Origin of the sequence: Wolbachia endosymbiont (group A) of Cephus spinipes (genome assembly GCF_964026895.1) — a bacterium.
Taxonomy (GTDB): domain Bacteria; phylum Pseudomonadota; class Alphaproteobacteria; order Rickettsiales; family Anaplasmataceae; genus Wolbachia; species Wolbachia pipientis.
In genome coordinates, this window is sequence record NZ_OZ034713.1 from 607434 (window position 1) to 632020 (window position 24587).

A 24587-nucleotide genomic window follows, 5' to 3' on the forward strand; every position below is an offset into this window, starting at 1 on the left:
GGAGTAATTATGCTATTTATTAGAAATGATTTTGTTAAAGAGTGATTGTGCAAGAAAATGAGAATTTGACTGAAGATAAAAAATTAGCATCTGAGATTCTACAAGAAGTTGCAGATACTGGTAATACTAATAGTGATAAAGTGACGTTGTTTAAAATTAAAACAGCTCTACAAGAACGTGGTTTTGGTATTTTAATAATTATTTTCTCCTTGCCACTATCTGTACCTATACCAGTTCCACCTGGCTATACAACTATACTTTCCATACCTTTAATTTTATTTTCACTGCAGCTTCTGCTTGGGTTTCATTCTCCTTGGATGCCAAATTGGTTGGAAAGAAAATCCTTTAAACGTTCAACAATAGCACTTGTGGTCAAAAAAACTTTACCTGCATTAAAAAAAATAGAAAAGTTCATGAAACCAAGAATGTCCTTTATCTTCCGAGGGCCAGGTGAAAAGATTTTGGCATTTATAATGTTAGTTTGTACGTTGGTGATAGCAAATCCGTTTCCGTTAACTCACTTTATTCCAGCAATTGGTACAACTCTTATTTCACTTGGTATTATGAGTAAGGATGGGCTTGTCTCGATACTTGGGGTGTTAGTATCTTTGTGTGGAATATTATTTGCTCTTGTTGTAATAGTTAAAGGCCCACAGCTTATAATTAGTACGTTTTCTTTTCTAAAAAGTTGTGTGTATGGTTAATCTTGAACTATGAGGAATTTACACATTTTAGATAAATATCATGACAACCAGTGTGAGAGCAAATTCTTTTGTTTACTATTTATGTCTCAAAAACATAAAACAGTACCCACCTTCGTGAGAACAAACCGAATAAAAATATGGTTACGAAAATAAAGGTGTAAAATTATTATAACAAAGTTAGGCAAAATAGTTCGTATGTAGATATGGATGAAATGGGCTAATGTGGCTAGTTTTAGCGTATAGCAAAATCAATATACAAAAAAGTTCGTATGTATCGAGTGGTAGACCATCCCATCCCAAGAAAAACACTTCTCACCGTCCTTAGTTTTGAGCGCTGGAAATGGTTATATTACTTGAGATCTTAATAATATATTTTGCTAAATTAATATAATTTGCTTGTGGAAGAATTAAGGTAAATTTATAATAAAAAAAGAATTTAGAAGTAGATAAAAGATCTTATATCGAGCCTGTTGAGAGGCTTTTATCGAAAGTTATTCAAGCCTAAAAAAAATTTTCAAATTGAGGATTGACAAAACCTAAAAACGGGATATCCTACTCAAAATGGTATCAAGTTACTATAGTGTATGTTAGACGTAACAGTTTCTATGTTTTTCCGTTAATAGAGGGGTGATTATGCTGCGTTCAGATATTCCAAAGGTTTTATTTTCGTCTATTAAAGAGGATGATCCTTATAGAGCATCTAAGCTTTTTCAAATTGAACGCTGGTGCTATGCAAATTGGCGTCTGCACCAAAAAAGTGGCAAGAAAGGACGTAATTTTCTTGCACAGGTATTGTCTAGTGAGGATTGTTGGAAAAAAGTAGACAATTTACATGAAGTTAAGCTTGATAGGCAAGTGGTAGGCAAAAAGTTAATTGCGCCAGATTCAGGTAATCTCTTTGATAAGTATGCTATTGCCTGTCGGTACTGTCTAGAAGAAGATATTATTGCTTTATTTGAGAAAAGAAAAGAGGAATTATCAGCTCAAGGTAAGAGTAGTCTATTGGAGTATGAGCACTTAGTTAGGTGTTGCGGGTCGGGTCTTTTAGCGCAGTTTTGGTCACATTTTATCAGTGGTTACATCTCTAAACTAAATTTAGATGGCTGTCATCCATATGAGTACGGGCTTAAATGTGCTATGAGTTTTAAGCAAGAGCAGGCAGTGGAATTCTTCTGGAATAAAATAAAGTTATTACCTGAAAATGAAATGAACGCACAGAAAAAAGATGAGATCTTGATGAAAACAGCGGTATATGCAGCAGGTAGTCGTTGTAATAGTTATCCTGAAATATTCGAATTTTGTTTTAGTCAAATAACTCCTGATAGGTATCTAGAACTTCTAAAAAGAGACTTAGCTGAAAATGGTTATTATGGTAGTTTAGATACGCTACAGAGTGCACTTCGCTTTGATCAATTCCAAAAATTGTTTGACTGCTTAGGGCCAAGTGATGTCTCAGAAGACAATTATAATATCTGGTTAGACATGGAAATCAAAAAACATTCAGAGCCTTATGTAAGCGAAAGTGTAAAGCTTTTTATGCATATGTGGATAAAGGAAGGATTTGATAGTCATCGTGCTTTAGTGATAAGAGAGGAACTAGAGGATAAATCCCCTCTTTTCTGTACAAATTTATTAACACCTTTAGTAGAAAAGGGCTGTATGGAGCCAATATGGGCAATACTAGATAAGGCTAATCCTGATCAAATCAAAGAATTTATGGATTCTAGGCAAGCGGGGTATATACGATCTGTGTTGGAAAAAAGAGATACTGATTCACTGAATAAGTTTCTAGCATATGGAAAGTCTACAGCTGAAGAGCTTACTAGCTTAACTGAGGTTAAATTAAGCAAAGCATGTGAGCAATTAGAGTTGAGTAATTAAGAGGTATTATAAGGCAATTCTATAAAGTAGGTGGTGGTTTCTTGTTACTACTTTAGCTTCTGTCAAAAAGATGTTGCGTTGTAATGCAAATGTTATATACACAAGTCAGCATATAAGCAAAAATAGCTTTTATTATTGATATCTCTGATGGTTATATAATAAGCTTGGCATAGTGGGTTTAATATAATATAATGAAGGGGGTTTATGTTCAAGATACAATATCCAACAGATCATCTAAAAAAAGAAGATGTTAATTCAAAGATTACTGAATTATCGGATGAAATGCAATATATAGAGCAAGCTAGAGAATTTCCTCATTTCAAGCGTTATCGTAGGTCTGACTCTAATTCTGAAAGTGAAAGTAGATTTAAAAGAATCGATGTTCCAGGAGACGGTAGTTGCTTGTTTTGGTCTGTTACTATGGCTTACTTAATACCTGTCAGAAACGACGATGCTTTATTTCGACAAAGGTATGAAGTACTATTTGGAAATGAAGGAGCTGTAATTCAAAATTTAGATCGTATTAGGAATTTGGTAAGGAATTTAAGTACTGCCAATTATGATGATACATTTGCAAATTTAGTAAGAAACGTATTTCGTAATCGAGTAGTTGATCACATAAGTTCTCATAGAAACGAGTTCAGAGATTTTGTTGAAGGTGAAAGTGGACTCAGTTTCGAAGATTACTTAGAAAATATGAGAAAACTTAATACTTGGGGAGATGAACCTGAAATAAGAGCAATGAGTGAAATGCTTAGCGCAAGGATTAGTGTTTCTGGTGCAACTAGAAGTCAATATAACAACGGGAATATTCAAATACAGTTATTTCATGTTGGTACTCCAGGCAACCGAAACCATTATAATTTTGGTCTTGAAAGGAATATTATCTCTAATAATAAAGAGCTTGCAAAAGGTTTAAAAAAAGTCATGGGTAAAGGAAGGCCACAAGATTTTGAGTTGATACAGTTATTAATAGAGGAAGCAGGTACAGAAGTTGGCACAAGCAAGCAAGAAGAGGATTTTAGATCTTTCGAAACAAGATTTCAGTCATTTGTGGATCAGATTCCATCTTATTTACACTCTGTAAAAAAAGCAGGGTTTTTTACGCACTTCTTCCTAGGTAGTTTTTCTATTTTGCCGGATACAAAGATTGCAGAAAAGTTAAATATTAAAAAGATTTATTTTAGTTTTGATACTTCGAAAACTTTAAAAGTAGCTATTGTTAAAAATGGTCAAATTGGAAATGCTGAAGACGCTATTAATAATATAGATTTATTTTCCATTTCAGAAGGTAAGCGTGGCCATCAGTTTACTGTTAATGAATTGGAGAGCATATTAAGAAATAATATAGATAGAGGTAGGATTAGAAATCGAAACGTTGAGAATGAGATCCTAAATATTAAGAATGAAATTCAAGATAGAATAAAATCCAGATTAGTACAGATCTATAAAGGAAAGGATGGTATTTTTGTTGATATGGAAACTAAAGGGATACTTGATTCTGCTACTAGCAAAGAATTTCATGAAGTGGAAAAAGGAATATGGAGTAATCCAGAAGGTGATATAGAAAAACTGGTTAGTTCCCGTGCACGGACAGTTAGTAGGTCTTTGAAGGAAATTGTCAAAAAAATTAGTAATGTTCACTCTAAATATACAGGATCAGTAGTCTATGATAATAGTGCACGTGAAGCAGCACATCATGGATTTATGGTAGGCGTTTTCATGAATTTCCACTATAGGTATAATCTTAGAGTTTATCCAGAGCAATTTGCAGGTAGGGGTTATGCAGATATTATCCTGCTAGCTCGTGGTCCTGATCGTGCATTAGACTCTATTCCCATTATTATTGAGTTAAAAGCGGGAGAAGGTCCTAATTCTACTCCAGATAAGGCTTTGCAACAAGCAGAAAGGTATGCACAAGGTTTCCAACCAAATGTTCAGCGAGTTTTAACTACTGCGGATAACATTTTATGTGTTGGTGTCAACCTTGATAATCCGTCTCCTATCTCTGATATTAAAGTATCAAATCGTGGAGAAGAAATAATCCCTCTTTTTCAAGATATGCTAAAATCTGCTGATGACTGGGATACGCAAAGGATTGGAACAATAGAATTAAAAGGACAGGTGAAAGATAATTTAGAGCGTATTTATCATACGTTTCCTGGTACACCGGAGAAGGGAGATAATCATTATTTTAGCAGGTTTTTACTGGGACAATCACTACTGTTAAATAGAATTGAAGATTTAAAAACTGGTTTCAAAAAATACATTTTTATCTATGGAAACAATATACCTACCGAGGTACATCCTAATCTTCGTAGGATTAGACGTCCAGCAGCTGAAAGAGCCAGAGAAAGACTATCGGCTAATCTTGATGCAAGCCATGCAGTTGTAACAATGGTGCTCATTCCAGAGAATATAGAGAAGTTGGTTTATGTGATAAATATTGTTGAAGCCAACAGAAAAGATGTTCTGAACATGCTAAATGAAGTGCTCCCTCTTGATAGGTTAAACAGAGAAATAGGGAATAGGGAAATAGTCGAATTAAATCTTAATTTTGATACTAGATACAAGTCAGATTTTAAAAGATATCTTACTATTTGGACTGAAAAATACAATTCTTTACAAGAATACAACAACGGAGCTGAGAGATTTCAAGGTACTTTCAAAGAAGTTCCTTATTCTAGTAAGTTAAAAGAAACATTTGATCAAGCATTAGATGCTCAGTCTTTATCAATAGACGAATATAATAAATTGTTAGAAAAAATTGGAGAAGGAATATTCCCTTTTAAGAGTCTCGTTAATAAAGAAGCTCATTTCCAAGGAATATTGAATGGAGTGTTTAGTTATTATAGCGACCTAAAATTACAAGAATCACCAGAAACTAGAGCGTTAGTTTTAACTGAGTTTCAAACTGGTAGAGGGGAACGTATTGATATGCTAGTTCATGGTATTAAGTTTGTAGCTCAAGGTGGAAATGCTGAGGAGTACACACCAATAGGGTTGGAACTTAAGACATCAAGGCAGGGCAAAGGAGCTCAAGCTTTATTGAGGGAAGCAAATGATCAAATAAATGAAGAATACAAAGAAGGTGTTACCTATAAAACACTAACAGATGGTGATGAGGTAAAATTTATCGGTGTTGTTTTTGATAAAGGGTCTGATGATCCGCGTAAACTGATTTTAACAAGCAGAACGAATAAGGAAGGGTTTATTTCTCTTAAAGTAGGTCATAGCTCTCATATTTTACGCCCTCATTTAAGGCGGTGTTCTAAAAGAGAATCTTCATCACCGGAATATCCACCAAGTAAAAAACCAAGAAGAGAAAGAAGTGTAAATATGGCCTGCATGGATTCATTTGATGAAGAAAAGATTACAGAGGAGGAAAAAGAACAGCGTATCAAAGAGTTATTCAATGCTGACAAGGTAGCAGAAAGAGTAAAGAATATTGAGTTTTATGATCAGCTTTTCAAGGTTTCTCAGAAGATATCTGAAGGTGAAATTATAGATAAAAATGTTGAAGAAGCATTTGTAGCAAAGATTAAAGATATAGATCTAGGTTCAATAGATCCAGAGATTAGGGATATTGTGAAAGAAATGAAGGATAATATAGAGAACAAAGAAGAAGTGAAAAATATTCTGAGAAGATCCGGAGTGGCAGAAAAAATAGGAAAAGTAGCAGAAGGTGCAGGTCTTGCCTTTACAGCATTTTTAGTTGGTAAGCATATAGCAAATGGAGATATAGAGGGATTAGGCTACGATGCATTAAATCTCTGGGTAATGCCAAAAATTGGTGAAAAAATCTCTGGAAAGATATTAGAGTTGGGAACAAAGCTTGATTCTCAGATGTTGAAGGGGTTTGCTCCAGTTATGGGGCGTGCTATAAGTAATTTTGCGGCATTTTTAGGGTTAGCGGAATCAATAAAAGCTCGTCAGAGTGCGACAGATCCTATAGATATGAAGATTGCTGACCTAAACATCGCAACTAATTCCATTTTTATAGCTGCAGATGTACCTGCAATTGTTACAGAAACAATGTCAGTAGCAGGTCTAGAAACTGGAATAGTAGGAGAATTTGCCGGTCCGGTTGGCGCTGCTATTTCAGTTACTGTAATCATTATAGCACAATTTGTAGAAGCAGGACTTGAGGTAGAAAAATTAGGAGAACATATAAAACTTACAGATCAAGAGAAACATGACTTGTATTGGGATTTCTTTCTTGGTAAAAAAGTACCAGATTATATAGAAAATGATATAGAAGCAAAAAGTATATATAAACAATATATATTAAAGCTTATAAGCCAATATAAAGGTAATTATGATAAAATAGTTATGTCGTTACCTAATATATTGGTTACAAAGGAAAAGCGTGGTGATGCGGAGATACAACTCTTCAGAGTTTACTGTCGTACTAACACAAAAATAGTTGATACTAAGTTTGATTTTGAGTTTAGTACGAATGTTAAATATCCGTTTTATATCAGTGATATTAATTCTAGAATGATTCCTACAAACATTGAAAGTTATAATGTTGTTTGTGGACCACGTGATAGTGATATTAAAGTAAAAGTTGATAACTCTCCCTGTAATGACTGTGTCGTAAATGGAATTGGTTCAGGATGTGATGATTTATATAGTCATAGTAACATATTGCTGAATAGAACATTTGAAAAGTGGTTTTTACAAGAATACCCTAGCGACTGTTATAATGCAGTTATATATAGAAATACAAATTCACGTGGGTATGGAAGCATGTATTATATACCATCTCAAAATGCTAATATTGATGTTGTTTTTCAAGAAAAGGATGCTCTTAACGGTAATCAAAATAGAAGGAGAGAGAATAGGTACTATTTTGAAAAGTTGCTAGATAGCTGTAAGGTGCATAATCCAGGTAGCAATTTTTTTTATATAACAGGAAAGTTTTCTTGTGATTTAGAAGCAGATGGACAAAAGAACATAGTTATAACACAAGGTAATCTTACTACAGATTCAATAAACATACATTCTATTATTGGCAGCAACAAAGCTAATCATATAGAAGTTTCTCATGCAGATTATATAGATGGTAAAGGTGGCAATGATGTAATAACAGTAAAAAACTTTACTACAATCAGGGGTTATTTTGGTGATTCAATTCATGGGAAAGGTTTAGTATTATTACCGATAAATTTTAATGATATAGATAACATAACCCACGTTAATAACATAACAACCATCTATAATAAAAGTGGGGCTTTTATAAGTGTAGATAAACAAACATCGGTAAAAACAGCAGATGGTTTATTTGTAACACCAACGAAAATAGATGATAAGACTGGCATAGTAACAAACTTGCATGTGACAAAAAGCTTGAGAGGTGATATTGTGTTAGATGATGAATTAGATAATTTAAGAAAAATAGAAAATTCAAACTTTAATATTACAAAGCAATTATCAAGTGCTAATTATCATAGTACTATAGGTAGTTCCAGTAATCATATTTTTTATCCTGATAAAGAACATCATAATTTTTACTGGGAAGCTCCAAGTAATATAAGTCATCTTTATCTTTTCGATAACAGAAACGCTAATATTACGATTGCTCAAGCAAATGGTATATTAGATTTTAGCCAATTAAATAGTACATTAAATGATATGCCATTTATAGAAAACGATAAAGGGGAAATAAAGATTAATAAAAATGGCCTAAATGTAACCTTGCTACCAGATTATAAAGATGTCACAGTTACATTTGATGGGGAAGAATATTACAAACTTCAGAATGGAGAATTAGAGCGAGATTATTGCTCTCATAGTTTGAGAATAGATGGAAGATTTAGTGTTAATGGTACTGATCTTTTAAATCATCATAATTGTTTCACATTTGACTCAGACAAAGTACTTTTTTTGAAGCTAAATAATGATTTGCTATTGTTATCAGATAGAGGAGCATTATCAATATCGGATTACTATTCTTCTGTTCATAAAAACTGGGATTTATCCATAGAGTTGAGCGACAAAATTATGGAACCAGAAGAATTTGGAGAAAGAGCTGATGAATTTAGTTCTTTCAGATATTACCAACCAGATGAGCAAGGGTTACAGATTTATCATAATCAGCCTATTAATAAGAATGATATTGGTTTGGTTGATTTGAAAGGTAAGTCTATATTAGATTTCGATATGAAAGTTATGAATGATACCTTATTGCTATCACATAAAAATAACACTCTTGTAAAAATAGAAAATTGGAATACTTACCAACCAGCAAGAGAAATGATGTTTGCTTTTAATGATGCAATAGTTTCTAACTCAAAGTGTATAGCTTCTATTTGTAACTCAGAAGATGTTATAGTGGAATTTAATAAAGAAAAAGCAATTCTATCTACAGAGCAACTGTTTGATGCTGTGAGACGAAATAATCTTAGTGAAGTTAAGAATCTTCTCAGTATGGGTGCAGATGTTAATATTAGAGATAGGCGTGGTTGGGCACCTTTGCACTATGCTTCTGATAACGATAATAAGCTTGATACATCCAGGGCAATTTTAAATCGAAATGCTAATATTGAGGCTAAAACTAATATTGGAGAAACACCGTTACATATAGCAAATGCTTATGGTCAATTGAAAATAATTGAGCTTCTTATAGATAAAAGGGCTAACATTGAAGCTAAAACTAATGATGGTTTAACACCTTTGCATGTGGCTATTCAGCACAATAATACTACACCTAAAATAATTGAATTTCTTATAGATAAAGGTGTTAACATTGAAGCTAAAATCAAAGATGACCAGACACCTTTACATCATGCAGTTTTCAAAGACAGGCTTGATATAGTTAGAGTACTTTCAAGTCGAGGGGCTAATATTGAAGCTAAAACTAGCGATGGAAAAACACCTTTAGACTTGGCTATTCAAGGGAATTATACAGACATAGTAGGATTTTTAAAACAAACAGAATTAGACAAAAAATTATTGACTGCCACAGAAAATGGAGATCTCTCTGAAGTCAAAAAATTTGTTGGTCAGGGTGCTAGTGTTAATGCTATAGAAGTGGGCATTTTTGGTAGGAAACCTATACACATTGCTGCTGAAAAGAATTACAAAGATATTATAGAGTTCCTTCTCGGTAAGGGGGTAAGCGTTGATGATACCAGTAACTATGGTTGGACACCGCTACATTATACAGCGTCGAAAGGCTGTTTAGAAGTTGCAAAGTTTCTCATTGACAAAGGGGCTAGTATTAATGCTCAAAACGTTTATGGCAGAGAGCCTATACACATTGCTGCTGAGCACGATAATAAAAATATTATAGAACTTCTTCTTAATAAAGGAGTAAGTGTTAATGAGGTTGACAAAGACGGCTGGATGTCTCTGCACTGGGCTTCTTGGAATGGCCATCTTAATATAATAGAATACCTGGTAGGTAAGGGAGCCAATGTCAATGCTAAAGATAGGAATGGTAAAACACCGCTAGATCTTGCTAGAGATAAAGGATATAATAATGTTGTAGAATACTTACAACAAACACAATTAGGTCTAGATAGGCAGTTGTTAACTGCAGTACAAGGTGGTAATCTTAATGAAGTTAAGGATTTTGTAGTTCGAGGCGCTAGCTTAGATACTCAAGATAGTAATAATGGTTGGACACCTATAATCTATGCCGCTCAGGGAAGTAAATGGGATGCGGTCAAGTTCCTTATAGCTCAGGGTGCCAAGTTTAATAATGAGATCACATATCAAGGAACACCCTTGCACTTTGCAGCTCAAGAAGGTAATTCAAATATGGTTCAATTTCTTCTTGACAAAGGTGCTAATATTGAGGCTCAAGATGCATACAATAGGAAACCTTTGCATATTGCTGTTGATGTAAACAGGTTAAATGTAGTAAATCTACTTCTTGACAGGGGTGCTAATTTAAAGGCTACAGACATGTACGGCAAGACATCCTTAGACCTAGCTATTCAAAAGGGTTACGAAGATATAGTAGAAGTTTTGAAACAAAAACAATTAAATCTAGATAAAGAATTATTAATTGCTGCAGAAAAAGGAGATCTTGAAAAAGTGAGAGAAAGTATCAGACGAGGTGCTAATGTTAATATTCAAGATAGGCAGGGTTGGACTCCTTTATTTTGGGCCATTCAAAAGAATAATTTTAATATAATTGAACTTCTTTTAGATAACAGTGCTGATATTAAGGTCAAAGATAATGAAGGTTGGACACCTCTTCATTGGGCTGTTCAATTGGGTTCATTAAATGTAGTTAAATATTTTGTTGAAAAGGGTGCTGATGTCAATGCTTTAACTGCTGACGGTAGAGCACCTCTAGATATTGCTAAAGATAAGGGGCACAATAAGATTGTGGAATATTTAGAAGAAAAGCTCAGTGAAGGAAGAGGAGGACGCAAACGCCGTCATCATCATGGAGATCATAGTCGTCATCACTTATCACGTAAACCTCTTGCTATAAATTCAAGTAATCAACCTGAAATAGCAGCAAGCAGTGGTATAAGACCATTTTCATGGATAAATTATTGTATTTCTTTGGTGAAAAGCTCTGTAGGTAGATTATTGAGTTCTCAATCTGAGGGGACTGCAAGTTCAGTATCACAATTTGATGGGCAATTTGCCAAAGCGTCGATAAGTAATAGTAGTCTCACAGGTACCACATTACCATCTGATGATACAGATAAAAGACAAAAAAATGGAGGTTTCTTTCGAGACAACGTCGATTATGTAAATGCAAATCTAAAACGAATGTGTGAAAGGCAAGCACCTGTTAAATTTAAGCCTAAGGGTAGAAATACAATATTAGAAATGGGAGATCACTATCTATCACAGGTTGACTTTAATGGTACAATAATTTTATTTGACTTATTGATTAGAAGATTTACAGGTCAGAAGTATATTTCTACAGTAGATCAGTCTATATCTCCACTAGAAGCACAGGGCTATGCACTCAATATTACAAAGGGATTTGAGAAAGTAGTAGAGCAAGCTGGATTAAAAAGTGGTGTATCAATGCATCGACTAAATATTGATTATATGGGAATGCAGAAAGATATTGTTAGAAAAGTCGTAAGAGGTCAATTTAATGAGATCTCAGGAGTTTTAAGCTCGTATTTAGAGAAAGCATGTCCTAGTAGAGAAGCAGGATGTCCTGGTAAATTAAGTTCTAAAAAGTTTGACAAGTTTATAGCTCAATTTAATAATGGGCTGCTAAGTCAATCAATAGAGCAGATATTACACAACGGAGATGGTAGATTAGAAGTTGATGGTGCAAAGCAAATGAATTTAGAGCCTCAAAGTTATTTAAGTAATGCTTCAGTTCACAGCTATTCAGAAGTATCAAATTGTCTTTCTGAGATAGGAATAACCAAGCTCGGAGGTAATCTCAATAGGTAGGTTATAATATAAGAGGTGGAGCTATAATATGCCAAGTAGTAGAAAATTTACGGTAGAATTTTAAGTAAAGGCTGTAGAATTAGCCAAAAAATTAGGGAGACCAGCAGCAAGTTTGAGGGTCCTAAATGGATGAAGCATAAATTAGAGGTACAAGACTGGGATTAGGAAATAAGTGGTAATGTACTCTCCATATTAAACTTACAGTATTTATTTTTGATATGGAAGGCTGAATAGGAGGGTTTCGTTATGATAGTAATCTATGTAATTCTATGTGTAATCTTTATAGCTATTTTAGACAGTTCATTAGACTCTTAATTAGGGGATATGTCTAACTTAGAAAAGGTTTTCATAAATGTTAAAGTGAATAAGTAGGAGTATTATGTTTTTTCTTTGAGTTGTGAAATTTCAGAATGAGAGAGACCGGTAATTTGAGCTATAACATCAATAGAGACACCGGCCTTGAGTGAGTTTTTTGCAACTTCGATTTTTTCTTCTTGCCTACCTTCTTGTCTACCTTTTTCTTGACCAACTTTAAGACCCTCATCAAATTTTTGAGCAAAAGCAGCAATCTCATCCATTATGCGTTTTTTCATTTGTTCATATGCTAGTAACTCTTCTTCTGACCAATTAAACTTATTCATCTCTTCATAAGCTCGTTTTATTATTACGTCACTACCAACTATCTTATCTAGATCCTCTTCCCTTGTTTCTGCTGCATATCGGAAAAAATAACACCATTTTTCTACTATATTTTCTAGTTGGTCTTCTTTTGTCTTTGTAAATTTAGGTAGTTCTATGAATACGAAGTAAAAATCCTTTAAGTCATGTTCAAAGCTATTTTGATCTAAAATGACATGATTAGATTTGTACTCAGTCTTATCTGGAAAAATAATACAATCAGCAACAGCTATGAAGATAATTTCCTTGAGATTATGATAATTATCACCTTGATCAGCTTGACTTGAGTAGGCTTTAGCAGCATAATATTGAGCACGCTTTTCGAAGCCTTTGGTCTTGGTGAACTGCATTTCTATAATATATCTTGAACCTTGAGAGTCTTTACAAAGAACATCGACAATACTTTGCTTTTTAGCGGCAATTTCAGGATCCAAAATGGTAGCTAAGAATTCAACATCGTGAATAGCAGCTAAGCCAGTGAAGCCTAAAATATCGTTCAAGAAATGAATGAGGATATCTTTATTCTTCTCGGTGCCAAATATTCTTTTGAAGGCATAATCATTGCGTGCATCAAGAAATTTAGAAAAAGCCATGATAAATTAACCTAAAAAGCATTAATAATTATACACAATTGTGAAGAAATATTCAACTAAAATTGAAACGTAGAAGTTTTTGTATATCTTTATTTGGTAGTATTAACCTGTATAATATTTATGGCAAATACCTTGATAAAGTATCAGATAGCACAAAAAGTAAGGAGCTGGAGGTTAAAGCGAGGTTATACTCAAAAAGATTTAGCGGGAAAAATTGGCGTAACGTATCAAATAGTACTACAATATGAAAAAGGAACACGTAAAATTTCGATTGAAAAGTTGTATGCTATAGCAGAGATATTGTCGATTGGTATTGTAGACCTAATTCCTGTATCAAATGAAAAAATCTGTTTTGAAGATGAGGAACTAAATCTAGTAAGAAAATATAAAACGATTAATGATCAGGAATTACGTAGAATGTTTTGTTTACTAACCAAATTTGTTCAAGTTAGTGAGAAAAATAGTAAAAAAACGGAGAGAATAAAAATTGCAAAAGGTCTGGTTAAAGGAGGAGTTTCTGTTGATATTGTTGCAAAAACAATTGGTCTCTCTGCTGATGAATGTGTTGAAGAAAAAGGAGGTTCTATTTACTGCCAAATAGGAAAGAAGATAAAAGAATGGAGACTAGTGAGAGAGTATACTCAAAAGGATTTGGCTGAGAAAATGGATACAACACGTGACGAAATAAGCAACTATGAACAAGGACGTGTGGCTATTCCACTGGAAAAATTGTATGCAATAGCGGAAACATTATCGATTAATATTACAGATCTACTAATAGAAGAAGATGAAGGTAGTAAAGTGGAAAATGAACTACCTGATTTGATTAAAGAATACAAAGAAATTGAGAGCCAAGAACTACGTAATGTACTAATAAAATCTATGTTTAAAAGCATACAAATTTGTGAGGAGAAAATTAGAGAAGAAGAAAGAATCAAAATTGTAAAAGACTTAGTGAAAGGAGGAATTTCTATTGATATTATTTTGCAAGCGGTAGGCATCTCTTTAGACGAAATTCAACAATAAAAAATCATCATATATTAATATCTTAACCTATCCATGAAAAAATAAGTAAAAAAGATTGAAAAATTGATTTGACTTCACTCGGAAGCTATGGCTCTATGCCAATGCTGATAAAAAACAGCAGTAAATATCTAAAAAAAGTTTGTTGTTAGTGAAGGGTAAATTATATGAATAAAAGTAAAGAAGAAATCGAATTCAGAATATTAGAAAGCAAAGGCAAAGCACTACTTGATCGTGAAATAATGGAAACATTTCTAAGTGCAGTACATGAAAGGCCACAGGCTCAAGAAATTGCTAAAAATCTGGTGAATACTTATACGGGAGTAGGAAAGATTTTAGGTAGAGAAATGGATGACCTGAAAGTTATAGAAGGAGTAACTGATTCTGCAGTAGCAATGATTATGTGTGTTAAGGAAACACTAGAAAGAGTACTGAGAGAAAAGCTCAAGAGTGAGCCAATAATGGACTTACAAGGGCTAGTAGAGTATTTGAACGTAAGTATAGGCCACTCAGAAAGGGAATGTGTAAAAATACTGTATTTGAATAAAAGGCGCCAACTAATCGGAGAAGAATCCTATATTGGTGAAATGGAAAAAGCACCGGTATACATAAAGGAGATTATAAAAAAAGCATTAATAAAAAATGCAACATTAATAATAATGTCACATAACCATCCTGGAGGAAGCTTAGAGCCGTCAGAAGAAGATCAAGCAGTAACGAAGAGCTTAGCAGCAGCATGTAGTACTGCAAGCGTAAAATTGTTTGACCATATTATCATCACAAGTGGAGGCTATTTCAGCTTTCGAGAGAACGGATTGTTATAGTAGAAAGTATTTGCAAATCTACTCATTATAATTTATACTGAGTAATAGAATGTATAAACTAAGATTTATATACTTAAAAAGTATTTTTAATATGGGGGTTATATGACTAGTAAAGACAAGTTATTGAAGAAAATATTTGGTGCTCTTGAAGGCGTTGATATAAAGCAGTCTAAGTTTGTGAGCAAAATTAATAATCAGAAGGAGATAAAACCGGAAGATACAATGCCTTTCCCTAGCAGAAACGTTCACGAAAACAAAATCAACTATGGAAAAGGACTTGACTACATATATGGCACAAAACCTTTGAGTAATCAAGCAGATTATCCAGAAGGGTTGAATCCATTTGCTTCAGCTTTGCAAAAAATAAAGCCAAGTGCAGAAAAGTTGAGCTGGCTTCAAAGTGCTGTGGTAAGAGCAAAAAGTCTAAATGAACTGCACAAGGCTGTAGACGAAGCGCTAGCTGCTGGAGCAAGGCTAAATGCATGTAATGATGGGGAATGGAGCATTGCAGAGTATGTAGTATTGGGTACACATTTTCATAAATTTGATAAGACTGATCGAAAAAAGATAATGCGTAAATTAATGCTAAACGGTGCAGAGTTTCATGATACTTTATTGGAGAATAAATTGATAGGTGAAATCTATAATGAGCTACAGCCAGAAGTTCAGCCACAGATAGATAAGAGACTAGAAGAACTAGAGAAGGCTAGCGAAAGTGCTGTGCAAGAAGGAGAATTAATAGATGTTGAGATAGATAATACAACATCGTATATAGAATTTTCTGGGAATAGTAAGATAGAAGTAGCCAAAATACTGAGAGAATTAGGAAGTAGTATTTTAAAAATTGGTAATGATGCAGTTGAGGTTAAAAGTGAGAAAGGAGGTGTAAGAAACTATACCGATATGTCAGATGGAAGTTCTGTTGTATTAGAATTTCCTACGAGCATTGGTAAGCTAAATGTTATATTGTACCACGATGTAAAAAAATATGATCAAGTACAAGTCAGAGTAGAAAACAAGGAAATGTGGGCTGAGTTACAAAAAAGAGGCGAAGAAATAGGAAAAAATTGCCTCTTTGGGGGAGTGAAGCTTAAGGAAGTGGTAGAAAGAGGTAATTTCACTAGATGTGGCATATGGAATGAAAAGTATGCTATAAAAGAGATTAGTAATGATGAAGTATTGTCTCCGTGGGTAAATAGGATACGTGAAGGTAGTAAAGAAACTTTTAGAAAACTTTAATGTGTCTACAGTCAACTTTAAGGTTCCAGAGGTTTTTTCTTACCATTATATCTGGAGCCTTAACAAAATTGAGCCATAGTAGAAAATATTATACGCATGGTTGTTTTCGTGGAAAAAAGTCTAGACTGTGAAGTAGGGGAAAAAGTGAAAAATTGGAGGTTAGAGAGAGGTTATACTCAGAAGGATTTAGCTGAAAAAATTGGTGTAAAGTACTGGGTAATACTGCAATATGAGAAAGGGAACCGTAGAATTTCAATCGAAAGGTTGTACGCTATAGCAGAAGCATTGTCAGTAAGTATCACTGATCTCATTCCTGCATCAAAGGAGAAAATCGGCTTTAAGAATGAGGAAGGAGAAATATTAAATCTAGTAAGAGAATATAAAAAGATTAACGATCAGGAGTTACGTAGAATGTTTTGTTTGCTAACCAAATTTGTCCAAGTCAGTGAAAAAAGTAGTAGAAAATCGGAAAAAATAAAAATTGCAAAGGATCTGGTTAAAGCAGGAATTTCTGTTGATGTTGTTGCAAAAACAATCGGTCTCTCTGCTGATGAATGTGTTGAAGAAAAAGTTGGTTCTATCTACTGCCAAATAGGAAAAAAGATAAAAGAATGGAGGCTAGTGAGAGAGTATACTCAAAAGGACTTAGCAGAGAGAATGAGCACAACACGTGACGAAATAAGTAACTATGAACAAGGAAGGACTGCTGTTCCACTTGATAAATTATATGAAATGGCAGAAGCATTATCGATTAATATTACGGATCTACTAATAGAGGAAGGGAGTAAAGTGAAAAATGAGCTACCTGATTTGATTAAAGAATACAAAGAAATTGAGAGCCAAGAACTACGTAATGCATTAAGAGAGTCTCTGTTTGAAGGTATAAGGATTTGTGAAGAAAAAGTGAGAAAAGCGGAAAGGATCAAAGCTGCAAAGGATCTAGTAAAAGGTGGAATTTCTATTGATATTATTTTGCAAGCGGTAGGTTTATCTATTGATATGGTTTTAGATGGATAGCTCGTAAAAAAATTATAGTAATAAAGTTTTTTTCTTAAAAGGAGGTATATGTGTTTGTTTCTGCAAGCAATGTTAGCTATGGAATAGGGCAAAAAATAGAAAATTGTAGGTTAATGCGAGGTCATACTCAAATAGGATTAGCAGGTCAAATAGGTTTAACATACCAAGAAGTGAACAGCTATGAGAATGGCTATAGCGCTATTCCAATTGAAGTACTATATGTAATAGCAAGAGTGTTGTCAGTTAATGTTGTAGATCTATTACCTAAATCAATAACAGTAAGAGAGTATGAAGATGAAGACGAGGAAATACTTTATCTAACAAAAATATACGAGAATCAAAAGTTAGGCAAAATAGTACCTTCATTAGTCAGGTTTGTTCATATTAGCGAAAAAATTAATCAAGAAGAGGCAAGGTTGGAAATAGCAAAAAATCTAGTGAAAGAAGAAGTTTCTACTGATGTTATTTCCCAGGCAACGGGTTTATCTATTTACGAGTATGATAGTACAGAGAGAGAAATCTGCACTGATTCTATATATTACAGAATAGGACAAAGAATAAGAGAATGGAGATTGATAAGGAGATACACTCAAAAAGATTTGGCTGATAAAGTTGGTTTAACACTCAAGGAAATACACGAATATGAAAGAGGGTATACTGCTATAACATTTGATAAATTATATAAAATATCAGATGCATTATCAGTGAATATTAAAGTTCTGCTACCTAAAACAAGAGAAAGCAAAAAGCTATTGAGTTTAATGGATGAGTACGGAGAACAAGAATCATTAGTCAAATCTCTATCTGAAGATATGAAAAGTGGCAAGGAAAAAGTTAAAAAAACAGAAAGGATCAAAGTTGCAAAAAATCTAGCAAAGGCAGGTGTTGCTATTGATATTATTGTGCGAGCAAGTGGCTTAACTACTGATGAGTTTGAAAATTGAATTGTGTTAAATAATATATTAAGATATAAGTAAAAATAGTTATGTATTTAATATATCTATTCTAAAAACTTGTTTAGCTCTGCAGAATTTGACGTATCAAGATAAAACATCACAGAATTTCTCTATCACTTTTTGATTATCCTCTATCATTGCCTTTGCCTCTTGCTGAAGAGATTTGATATTTTTTGATGTAATATTATCCATGTCAGCCGACGCTAGCTTCAATTGCGATTGTATTCTTACGTATCTATTGCCTATTACTTGATTCATCTGATAATTTACGCAGTCCAATCCAGAGGCAAACATCACATTTAACAAAGGTTTTATCCAGCCTATTTTTCCAAATCTCTTTGAATTGGCATACTCTATGCTTCTATCTGTTCTGCCAGTACCTATTGATAACAGTATAATCTCATCATTTGGAAATAACCTCTTACCACTTGCATATGCGCAAGCCGCAGGATTATTGGCAAATACCCCACCATCTACTAATACTCTGTCTATCTGATCAATTTTTAGATGTTTTGGTATGAAATAAGTGGGCGCTGCAGTTGTAGCTCTGAGTGCATCTTTTAGCCTGATAAAATTTCTGTCTTCTCTCCAGCTCTTAAAAAAGAAAGGATAGTTGTTGTTAATATCATAACTTGTTATCAGTACCTTACTTAATGTGTTTTTTAGAATATCCTCTCCAAAATATTTATCCAGTACAAATTCAATATTTTTATGTGGGTATTGTGTACAGTTAAACCAAGATAATATTGATCGCCTGAAGAATGAAGACTTAAAAATATATGGTCCATATTCCCGATAGAACTTGACTAAATCATTAGCAGAATATTGAGGTTTATCTTTTTTACATAATCCTGCTACAACAATCCCACCAGTTGAGGTTCCTGCCATAAGATCAAAGATTTCAGCTATCGGTTTCTTTGCCCTCTTTTCTATTTCTGCTAGAATAATGGCAGGTATTATCCCTCTAATGCCACCTCCATCTACAGATAAAATGTACTTTGTCACTGAAAATTTAGTTCTTATTTGTGTTTGTGAATAGCTTCAAGTTCGTTGACTTCTTCAGTGAGGTTTTTCACTCTCTCTTCAAGTCGATAGACTATTTCTATTAGTTCTTGGTTCTTCTCTACAAATTTATCATGGATATGTACACGTAGGTCGAGTGTTGCCAACCACCATATGAATCCTACAGTCTGTAGAACTATTGTTATTATTACCGCTATTGGGATTTTTTGCTTTTTCATGTGAAGGTATTAATCTATTATGGATAGCTTGAGAAGTTTATATATAGATTATAGAAAACTTACAGCTTTAGTGATTTCTTTATGTTATCAGTTCTCTGCTTCTGCAAGTAGCTTTATTATTTGATCGTAGGGCTTGTCTTTGTTTTGCCTTGATTCTATTACAGCTACATCTCGAGGGTTTTTTCCACTTCTATCTCTAACATTAGGATTTGCACCTCTTTCCAGTAAAAAACTCACTACTTCTAAGTGCCCTTCTAATGCAGCAAAATGTAATGCTGTCCATCTTTCATTTTCACCTAATGCACTAATGTCAGCTCCTTGGTATACTAAAAATTTAGTAACTTTCAAGCATCCTGAATCAGATGCATGATGTAATGCTGTTAATTTAGGAACTTGTGTGTTCACACTTAATAAATTTTCTACTGAAAACTTTACTACATCTAAGTTACAATTTTGAGAAGCAATGCGTAGTATCGTTTTATAATTACCTTCAGCTTTTGCCTTCATGTAGGAATAGGTAGCAATAATACATACTATTACTGTTATAAGCCACCAAAAATGCAGCTTGTTTTTTGTATCTTGACCCAATTTATCCATATTCAACATCTTTTTAATATTAAATAGATCATTTACTCATTTTTTATTAACATTACTTACTCAAAGATGCTGACAACATAGTAAGGTAACCTGAGCTATTTAAAGTATGCTCCGCTCTATTAACTATCCATTCACCATCTACTGCTTGATTAAAACCTATAAGATTAAGTTTAGCTTCTGCAAATAACTCCGGATTACCTGGGATTGTCATTTCTAAAGTTTCATTATTACGCTGTAGTTGCTTAAACTTAGCATTTGCTGCACTTAGTGCTGACTTTGCATTTGAGTGAAGTTCCAGCATAATATAACTTGGCTCGCCGCTACCAACTGTTTCTTTAATAGTTTCACCCTTTTCATAGCTGTGCCATTTTGCTACTACTGAATTATACTTATCACGTACGGTAAAATGCACTTTCCAATTAATTGTGTCTTGAGGTCTAATAGTCGTTGTTCCTAAAGCTTTTCCTGTGGCTGATTTTGCCATATTCTTTGAAATAAACAATATATACCCACCAGCTAATTTTGCCATTGCTTCACGCTCTGTTGCGATCTTTGTTAACAGACTTATATCACTTTCATCTGCCTGATTAATATGGAGTATTAATACATTCTTAAATTCCTCAGCAACTTTATATCCATATCCATGTTTTTGAGCTATTTCTTTCACTAAGTTTTCTATGGTAATTTGATGCCATTCTTTTGATACCTTTGCTTTTAAAGATATTCTTAAATTTGTTGCATGAGCTTTTATTAGTAGGGTCTTAGGTGGGCCTTGTATCGTAACTTCATTGACTGTATATACACCCATTGGAAAGATTCCCGTTTCCTTATAACCTAGTGCTATGTTCAATTCATTTGGAATTTCTACATTTTCATTTCCATAATCAACACATACCTCTGCGACATCATCTATAGTACCAGATTCATCAGCAAGATGCACCGATATTACATGATCTTTTATTCCTTCAATGCTAAATTCAGGTTTCATTTATTCCCACACTTTTAACTTCGATTTTTTTAATTGCTTTTGTATTAAAGGCAGTTTAATCCTTAACCCAGATGGCAAAGAACCACTATACTCCGCAAGACCAGGATTAGCCTCTAAAACTACTTCCACTACTCCTCTAGTTGCTCCATAATGCCTCCAGCAAATTAGATCTATCATCTCTCCTTCCTTACTCCAGTAATATGTTGCCATTTTTAGTTAAATCTCCTCAAACTTAAACTAAACTCAACCTTTTTTGGTAATCCACAAGGAAAAAATGATGTTTGTTTTTTCTCTATCCGTACAATCACAAACCTCCCTAAAACATTACCTAAACTGTCTACTAAAGTATGTGGTTCTTCTGCTTCTTTCATACTTTTTAATTGATTTAAATCATTGAGATTATGGAAATAAATTACTCCTTCTAAGTCTATATTTTCTGTGCCTTGGCCAATATTTTGTAATGAAGGTATTTTACCAATGCACTCAATAGTACTCCAACGATTTTCTTTACTGTACCTTACTCTTGTTGGAGAAAGCTTATGTTGACCAAACGATAGCATTAGTAAATCGGCTCTATTGAATCAAATAGAACGTCACGTGATTTTTCCCTTATTCTTTTTATTACTGCATCAGCAAGACTACGTACATCTTGGTTAGGTTCTGCTTTAATACTTATATTAAATGTAAAAGTTTGATTGAAAATTTTTTGTTCACACTTTTCAGAGTCTTTTAAAACTTTCTCTGAATTATTTCCTACAGAACTTTTTTCTGTAATCACGCTAGCACTTTCAATATTCGTTCTACTATTCGAAATTCCACTAAAAGCATTATTGTGCAGTAAAGGATTTCCTTTGCTAAAAACATTATTTTTACTAGTTGTACCGCCTATTTTTGCTTTTACTGGCTTCTCTAATGCTTTTATTGGATTATCATTAAACAATTTTCCCAAACTAATCCAATTTTCTATAGGTTTTGCAATTGATTTCCAGATACTTGAAAAAAAGTCCTTCACCTTTTGCCAATTAGAGATTACAAGCGCTGCACCAGCTGATAGTCCAGCAACAGCAGCTCCTATAGGATTGGTTAACGTTAAGGCTTTCAGTCCCATGATTACTGCTGGAATTACTCGAGCTGATAACGAAGTTAATACTGGCAAGAGTGTTCCCTGCAAAATAGCCTTAAAAGTTAATATTCCACCTCCAGCCAATGCAAATGCATAACCAAAACCTACCACTGCAATCTTGCCAATAATAAGAGCTGAAATTATGCTCATAACTCCTGTAGTTAAAATTGGACACTTCTCTGCGAACCAAGCTATACCTGTAGATATAGACCTCAAAATCTTACTTATCCAATTTAAAGGAGGTAGCATAACTGACCCTAAGTTCATTCCTAGCTCTGCTATTGTATTTTTAAGCAGCTGTAAATTATTTGCTGTAGTACTTGCACGGTTATTAAATTCCTTTTGCATAGATTTGTTATACTTTTCTTTATCAGCCACAAAATCTATTGCTTTTTTATATTCTTCCAAACTTCCAACTATCAATGCAATATCATCTTGATATTCTTGACCAAAGAGATTGAGAAGGATTTGTGAACGTTCCTGTCTATCTACTTTTTCTAGAGTTTCAAAAAAATAAAGTAGAGCGTTTTGCCCGTTTTCAGCAACCTTTTGTGACATTTCCTCTGCAGTGATACCTATCGATTCCAATGCTGCTTTGAACTCTTTTCCTTGCCCTTCAGCAGTTTGAAGTTTAGAAAGCAGAGCATTGACAGCAGTTGCTGCTTTTTCAGGTTGTTTACCTAAACTAATGAAGGCATTTACTAAACTACTTGTCTGATTAATATCTAAACCAAATTGTTTTGCATTACCACCCACTCTAGCAAGTGCTTCAATCATATCGTTTGCCTTAGCTGCAGTATTATCTGATAGGTAATTTATAACATCACCAACTCCTTCCATCTTCTCTACTGCAATTCCATAAATGTTAGCGAGTTTAGCTATGGAATCACCAGCTTGTTCGGCAGACATATCAAATGCTGTGGCCATTTTAGCTACTGTTGTGGTAAATTCAAGCAGCTTACCTTTGTTGATACCAAGCTGTCCACCACTTGCAGCTATTTGTGCTAACTCTGCAGCTGATAATGGTATTTCACGGGATAATTTCTTCAATTTTTGAGCAAATTCTTCGGCTTCATTTGTTCCATCCTTGAAATTTACTACCTTTTTAACATCAGCCATAGCACTTTCAAAGTCAATCGCAACTTTAATTGGTGCTGCAAGTGAAAGACCTAGTCCTATAGTTTCCATTACTTGTGATCTATAATGCGCTTTTTTTGCCAAAGCATTTTGCTGTTTTTGTATTACAGATCCTAATTTACTGTATTTTCCTTTAAGTACTTCAATAGATGAACCAAGTTTAGTTTGATCCCTCACTAAAGATTTAATATCCTTTCCACTTTTCCTGATTTCTTCATTCAATGTGTGAAGTGTATCTCTCTTTTTAATATAAGCCTCTTTTGCCTTTGATGCTGATGCTTTCAATTTTTCAAATTCATTTCTCAGTGCTTTGCTTGGCTCTTTTTTTTCCTTCTTCTCTTTAGCAATTGCTGCGGCTGATTCTTTTGCTTTCTTCTCCGCTTCCTTCCAATTCTTCATAGCTTCAAGGGCATCATGATTTAGTTGCTTAAATTTGGAAACCGATTTCATTGACGAATCAAGCTGCTTTATACTATCACCCAACTTAGAAAGCTTTGCTGCACTACCTGTCATTGCATTATTAAAACTGCCATCTAACGTTGCACCTATTTTTATTGAAAGCATTGACATTTTTTTGTTACTCCTTCACTTACTTCTAACCACTTTAGAAACTCTTTTATACTCATATTAATAATTTGCTCAATTCCACTTCCTGTTGTTGAGCTAAGTTTTAAAATATTGAATCTTAACTCCTCTGTTCCAGCGGCGACAAAAAACCTTTTAGCACCTTCTGTATTTCTACATAATCTTTAATACATAAATCTTCAACTACTTCTTTTGGTACTGATGCTAGATTAGCAATTAAAGCTACTTCTTTTAAAGCTTCGCCTTCTATGCGTTCTATAGCAAGTAAATCTCTTACTTTAGGTTCACGCATCGATAATTCTGAGACAGAAATCCCGTCAACTGTTATTGGGTTATTAAGTGTTATAGCTTGCATGTTCCTCCTTAAAAAGTTAATTAAATAAAAGTCTATATCGGCTTTTACATAACTAATTTCTTTGTATGGTGCTATAAATAGGATTAGCTTTGATAAGAATCTTTTCTGTGTTCAATTGAAGTAATAACTACTGTATGTTCTGGTACATCTATATAATAAAGTATACCTCACCCGTAGACTACGTTGTCCACTTAAGTTATGCTTTAATGGCTTTCCAAGTCCAATTGGATCAACTGTTAGACGCTCCATTATTGCCTTC

At 33.8% G+C, this 24587-nt stretch carries 17 protein-coding genes; 8 read left to right on the top strand and 9 right to left on the bottom strand.

Annotation, left to right across the window (positions count from 1 at the left end; genetic code table 11):
- The first annotated feature begins 47 nt into the window (after positions 1 to 47).
- From AAGD59_RS02890 to AAGD59_RS02900, 3 genes are all read left to right on the top strand, one after another.
- Positions 48 to 704: an exopolysaccharide biosynthesis protein gene (locus AAGD59_RS02890; protein ID WP_265027945.1), complete on the top strand. Its 657-nt coding sequence runs from the start codon at positions 48 to 50 to the stop codon at positions 702 to 704.
- 633 nt (positions 705 to 1337) lie between these two features.
- Positions 1338 to 2585, top strand: a complete 1248-nt coding sequence (locus tag AAGD59_RS02895) for a hypothetical protein (RefSeq protein WP_341812957.1) — start codon at positions 1338 to 1340, stop codon at positions 2583 to 2585.
- A 204-nt stretch (positions 2586 to 2789) separates the two neighbouring features.
- A complete protein-coding gene (locus tag AAGD59_RS02900) occupies positions 2790 to 11972 on the top strand; it encodes an ankyrin repeat domain-containing protein (RefSeq protein WP_341812958.1) in 9183 nt (3060 codons plus the stop codon).
- A 377-nt stretch (positions 11973 to 12349) separates the two neighbouring features.
- Here AAGD59_RS02900 and AAGD59_RS02905 read toward each other — a convergent pair whose 3' ends face one another.
- Positions 12350 to 13243: an Rpn family recombination-promoting nuclease/putative transposase gene (locus AAGD59_RS02905; RefSeq protein WP_265028007.1), complete on the bottom strand. Its 894-nt coding sequence runs from the start codon at positions 13241 to 13243 to the stop codon at positions 12350 to 12352.
- Positions 13244 to 13363: 120 nt separating this feature from the next.
- Here AAGD59_RS02905 and AAGD59_RS02910 point away from each other — a divergent pair, with 120 nt between their 5' ends.
- The 5 genes from AAGD59_RS02910 to AAGD59_RS02930 all read left to right on the top strand — a co-directional run bounded on the left by AAGD59_RS02910 (position 13364) and on the right by AAGD59_RS02930 (position 18290).
- Positions 13364 to 14269, top strand: coding sequence for a helix-turn-helix domain-containing protein (locus AAGD59_RS02910; protein ID WP_265028008.1), 906 nt, complete (start codon positions 13364 to 13366; stop codon positions 14267 to 14269).
- Between the two features lie 164 nt (positions 14270 to 14433).
- Positions 14434 to 15090 carry a RadC family protein gene (locus tag AAGD59_RS02915; RefSeq protein ID WP_341812895.1) on the top strand — a complete coding sequence of 219 codons (657 nt, stop codon included), beginning with the start codon at positions 14434 to 14436 and terminating at the stop codon, positions 15088 to 15090.
- Positions 15091 to 15192: 102 nt separating this feature from the next.
- Entirely contained in the window at positions 15193 to 16329 is a 1137-nt protein-coding gene (locus AAGD59_RS02920) for a hypothetical protein (RefSeq protein WP_341812894.1), read from the top strand.
- 96 nt (positions 16330 to 16425) lie between these two features.
- Complete coding sequence (locus tag AAGD59_RS02925; protein ID WP_341812893.1) at positions 16426 to 17346, top strand: helix-turn-helix domain-containing protein; 921 nt, start codon at positions 16426 to 16428, stop codon at positions 17344 to 17346.
- Between the two features lie 113 nt (positions 17347 to 17459).
- Positions 17460 to 18290 carry a helix-turn-helix domain-containing protein gene (locus AAGD59_RS02930; protein WP_410529961.1) on the top strand — a complete coding sequence of 277 codons (831 nt, stop codon included), beginning with the start codon at positions 17460 to 17462 and terminating at the stop codon, positions 18288 to 18290.
- A 96-nt stretch (positions 18291 to 18386) separates the two neighbouring features.
- On the opposite strand, the gene AAGD59_RS02935 is transcribed toward AAGD59_RS02930, so the two are convergent.
- The 8 genes from AAGD59_RS02935 to AAGD59_RS02970 form a co-directional block, all read right to left on the bottom strand.
- Positions 18387 to 19307 carry a patatin-like phospholipase family protein gene (locus AAGD59_RS02935; RefSeq protein ID WP_341812891.1) on the bottom strand — a complete coding sequence of 307 codons (921 nt, stop codon included), beginning with the start codon at positions 19305 to 19307 and terminating at the stop codon, positions 18387 to 18389.
- A gap of 14 nt (positions 19308 to 19321) precedes the next feature.
- Positions 19322 to 19543, bottom strand: a complete 222-nt coding sequence (locus tag AAGD59_RS02940; RefSeq protein WP_265028015.1) for a hypothetical protein — start codon at positions 19541 to 19543, stop codon at positions 19322 to 19324.
- An 87-nt stretch (positions 19544 to 19630) separates the two neighbouring features.
- Positions 19631 to 20140 (bottom strand): ankyrin repeat domain-containing protein, encoded by a 510-nt coding sequence (locus AAGD59_RS02945; RefSeq protein WP_265028016.1) that lies wholly within the window; start codon positions 20138 to 20140, stop codon positions 19631 to 19633.
- A gap of 52 nt (positions 20141 to 20192) precedes the next feature.
- Complete coding sequence (locus tag AAGD59_RS02950) at positions 20193 to 21128, bottom strand: phage tail protein (RefSeq protein WP_341812890.1); 936 nt, start codon at positions 21126 to 21128, stop codon at positions 20193 to 20195.
- Entirely contained in the window at positions 21129 to 21338 is a 210-nt protein-coding gene (locus AAGD59_RS02955) for a tail protein X (RefSeq protein WP_265028018.1), read from the bottom strand. It abuts the gene before it with no gap.
- Positions 21339 to 21340: 2 nt separating this feature from the next.
- Positions 21341 to 21688, bottom strand: a complete 348-nt coding sequence (locus AAGD59_RS02960) for a phage tail protein (protein WP_047759116.1) — start codon at positions 21686 to 21688, stop codon at positions 21341 to 21343.
- On the bottom strand, positions 21688 to 23958 hold the full coding sequence (locus tag AAGD59_RS02965; protein WP_265028019.1) for a phage tail tape measure protein: 2271 nt from the start codon (positions 23956 to 23958) through the stop codon (positions 21688 to 21690). Before AAGD59_RS02965 ends, AAGD59_RS02960 begins: the two co-directional genes overlap by 1 nt.
- 115 nt (positions 23959 to 24073) lie before the next feature.
- The gene (locus AAGD59_RS02970; protein ID WP_265028020.1) at positions 24074 to 24328 is read right to left on the bottom strand and encodes a phage tail assembly protein; all 255 of its coding nucleotides are present in this window, start codon (positions 24326 to 24328) and stop codon (positions 24074 to 24076) included.
- Positions 24329 to 24587 lie beyond the last annotated feature (259 nt).

Bases quoted from the DNA above. Each gene is read 5' to 3' on its own strand.
- AAGD59_RS02960 (WP_047759116.1), bottom strand. From the start codon at position 21,688: ATGCTATCGTTTGGTCAACATAAGCTTTCTCCAACAAGAGTAAGGTAC.
- AAGD59_RS02905 (WP_265028007.1), bottom strand. From the start codon at position 13,243: ATGGCTTTTTCTAAATTTCTTGATGCACGCAATGATTATGCCTTCAAA.
- AAGD59_RS02900 (WP_341812958.1), top strand. From the start codon at position 2,790: ATGTTCAAGATACAATATCCAACAGATCATCTAAAAAAAGAAGATGTT.
- AAGD59_RS02950 (WP_341812890.1), bottom strand. From the start codon at position 21,128: ATGAAACCTGAATTTAGCATTGAAGGAATAAAAGATCATGTAATATCG.
- AAGD59_RS02955 (WP_265028018.1), bottom strand. From the start codon at position 21,338: ATGGCAACATATTACTGGAGTAAGGAAGGAGAGATGATAGATCTAATT.
- AAGD59_RS02970 (WP_265028020.1), bottom strand. From the start codon at position 24,328: ATGCAAGCTATAACACTTAATAACCCAATAACAGTTGACGGGATTTCT.
- AAGD59_RS02910 (WP_265028008.1), top strand. From the start codon at position 13,364: ATGGCAAATACCTTGATAAAGTATCAGATAGCACAAAAAGTAAGGAGC.
- AAGD59_RS02895 (WP_341812957.1), top strand. From the start codon at position 1,338: ATGCTGCGTTCAGATATTCCAAAGGTTTTATTTTCGTCTATTAAAGAG.
- AAGD59_RS02965 (WP_265028019.1), bottom strand. From the start codon at position 23,958: ATGTCAATGCTTTCAATAAAAATAGGTGCAACGTTAGATGGCAGTTTT.
- AAGD59_RS02920 (WP_341812894.1), top strand. From the start codon at position 15,193: ATGACTAGTAAAGACAAGTTATTGAAGAAAATATTTGGTGCTCTTGAA.
- AAGD59_RS02915 (WP_341812895.1), top strand. From the start codon at position 14,434: ATGAATAAAAGTAAAGAAGAAATCGAATTCAGAATATTAGAAAGCAAA.
- AAGD59_RS02940 (WP_265028015.1), bottom strand. From the start codon at position 19,543: ATGAAAAAGCAAAAAATCCCAATAGCGGTAATAATAACAATAGTTCTA.
- AAGD59_RS02930 (WP_410529961.1), top strand. From the start codon at position 17,460: ATGCGAGGTCATACTCAAATAGGATTAGCAGGTCAAATAGGTTTAACA.
- AAGD59_RS02945 (WP_265028016.1), bottom strand. From the start codon at position 20,140: ATGGATAAATTGGGTCAAGATACAAAAAACAAGCTGCATTTTTGGTGG.
- AAGD59_RS02925 (WP_341812893.1), top strand. From the start codon at position 16,426: ATGGTTGTTTTCGTGGAAAAAAGTCTAGACTGTGAAGTAGGGGAAAAA.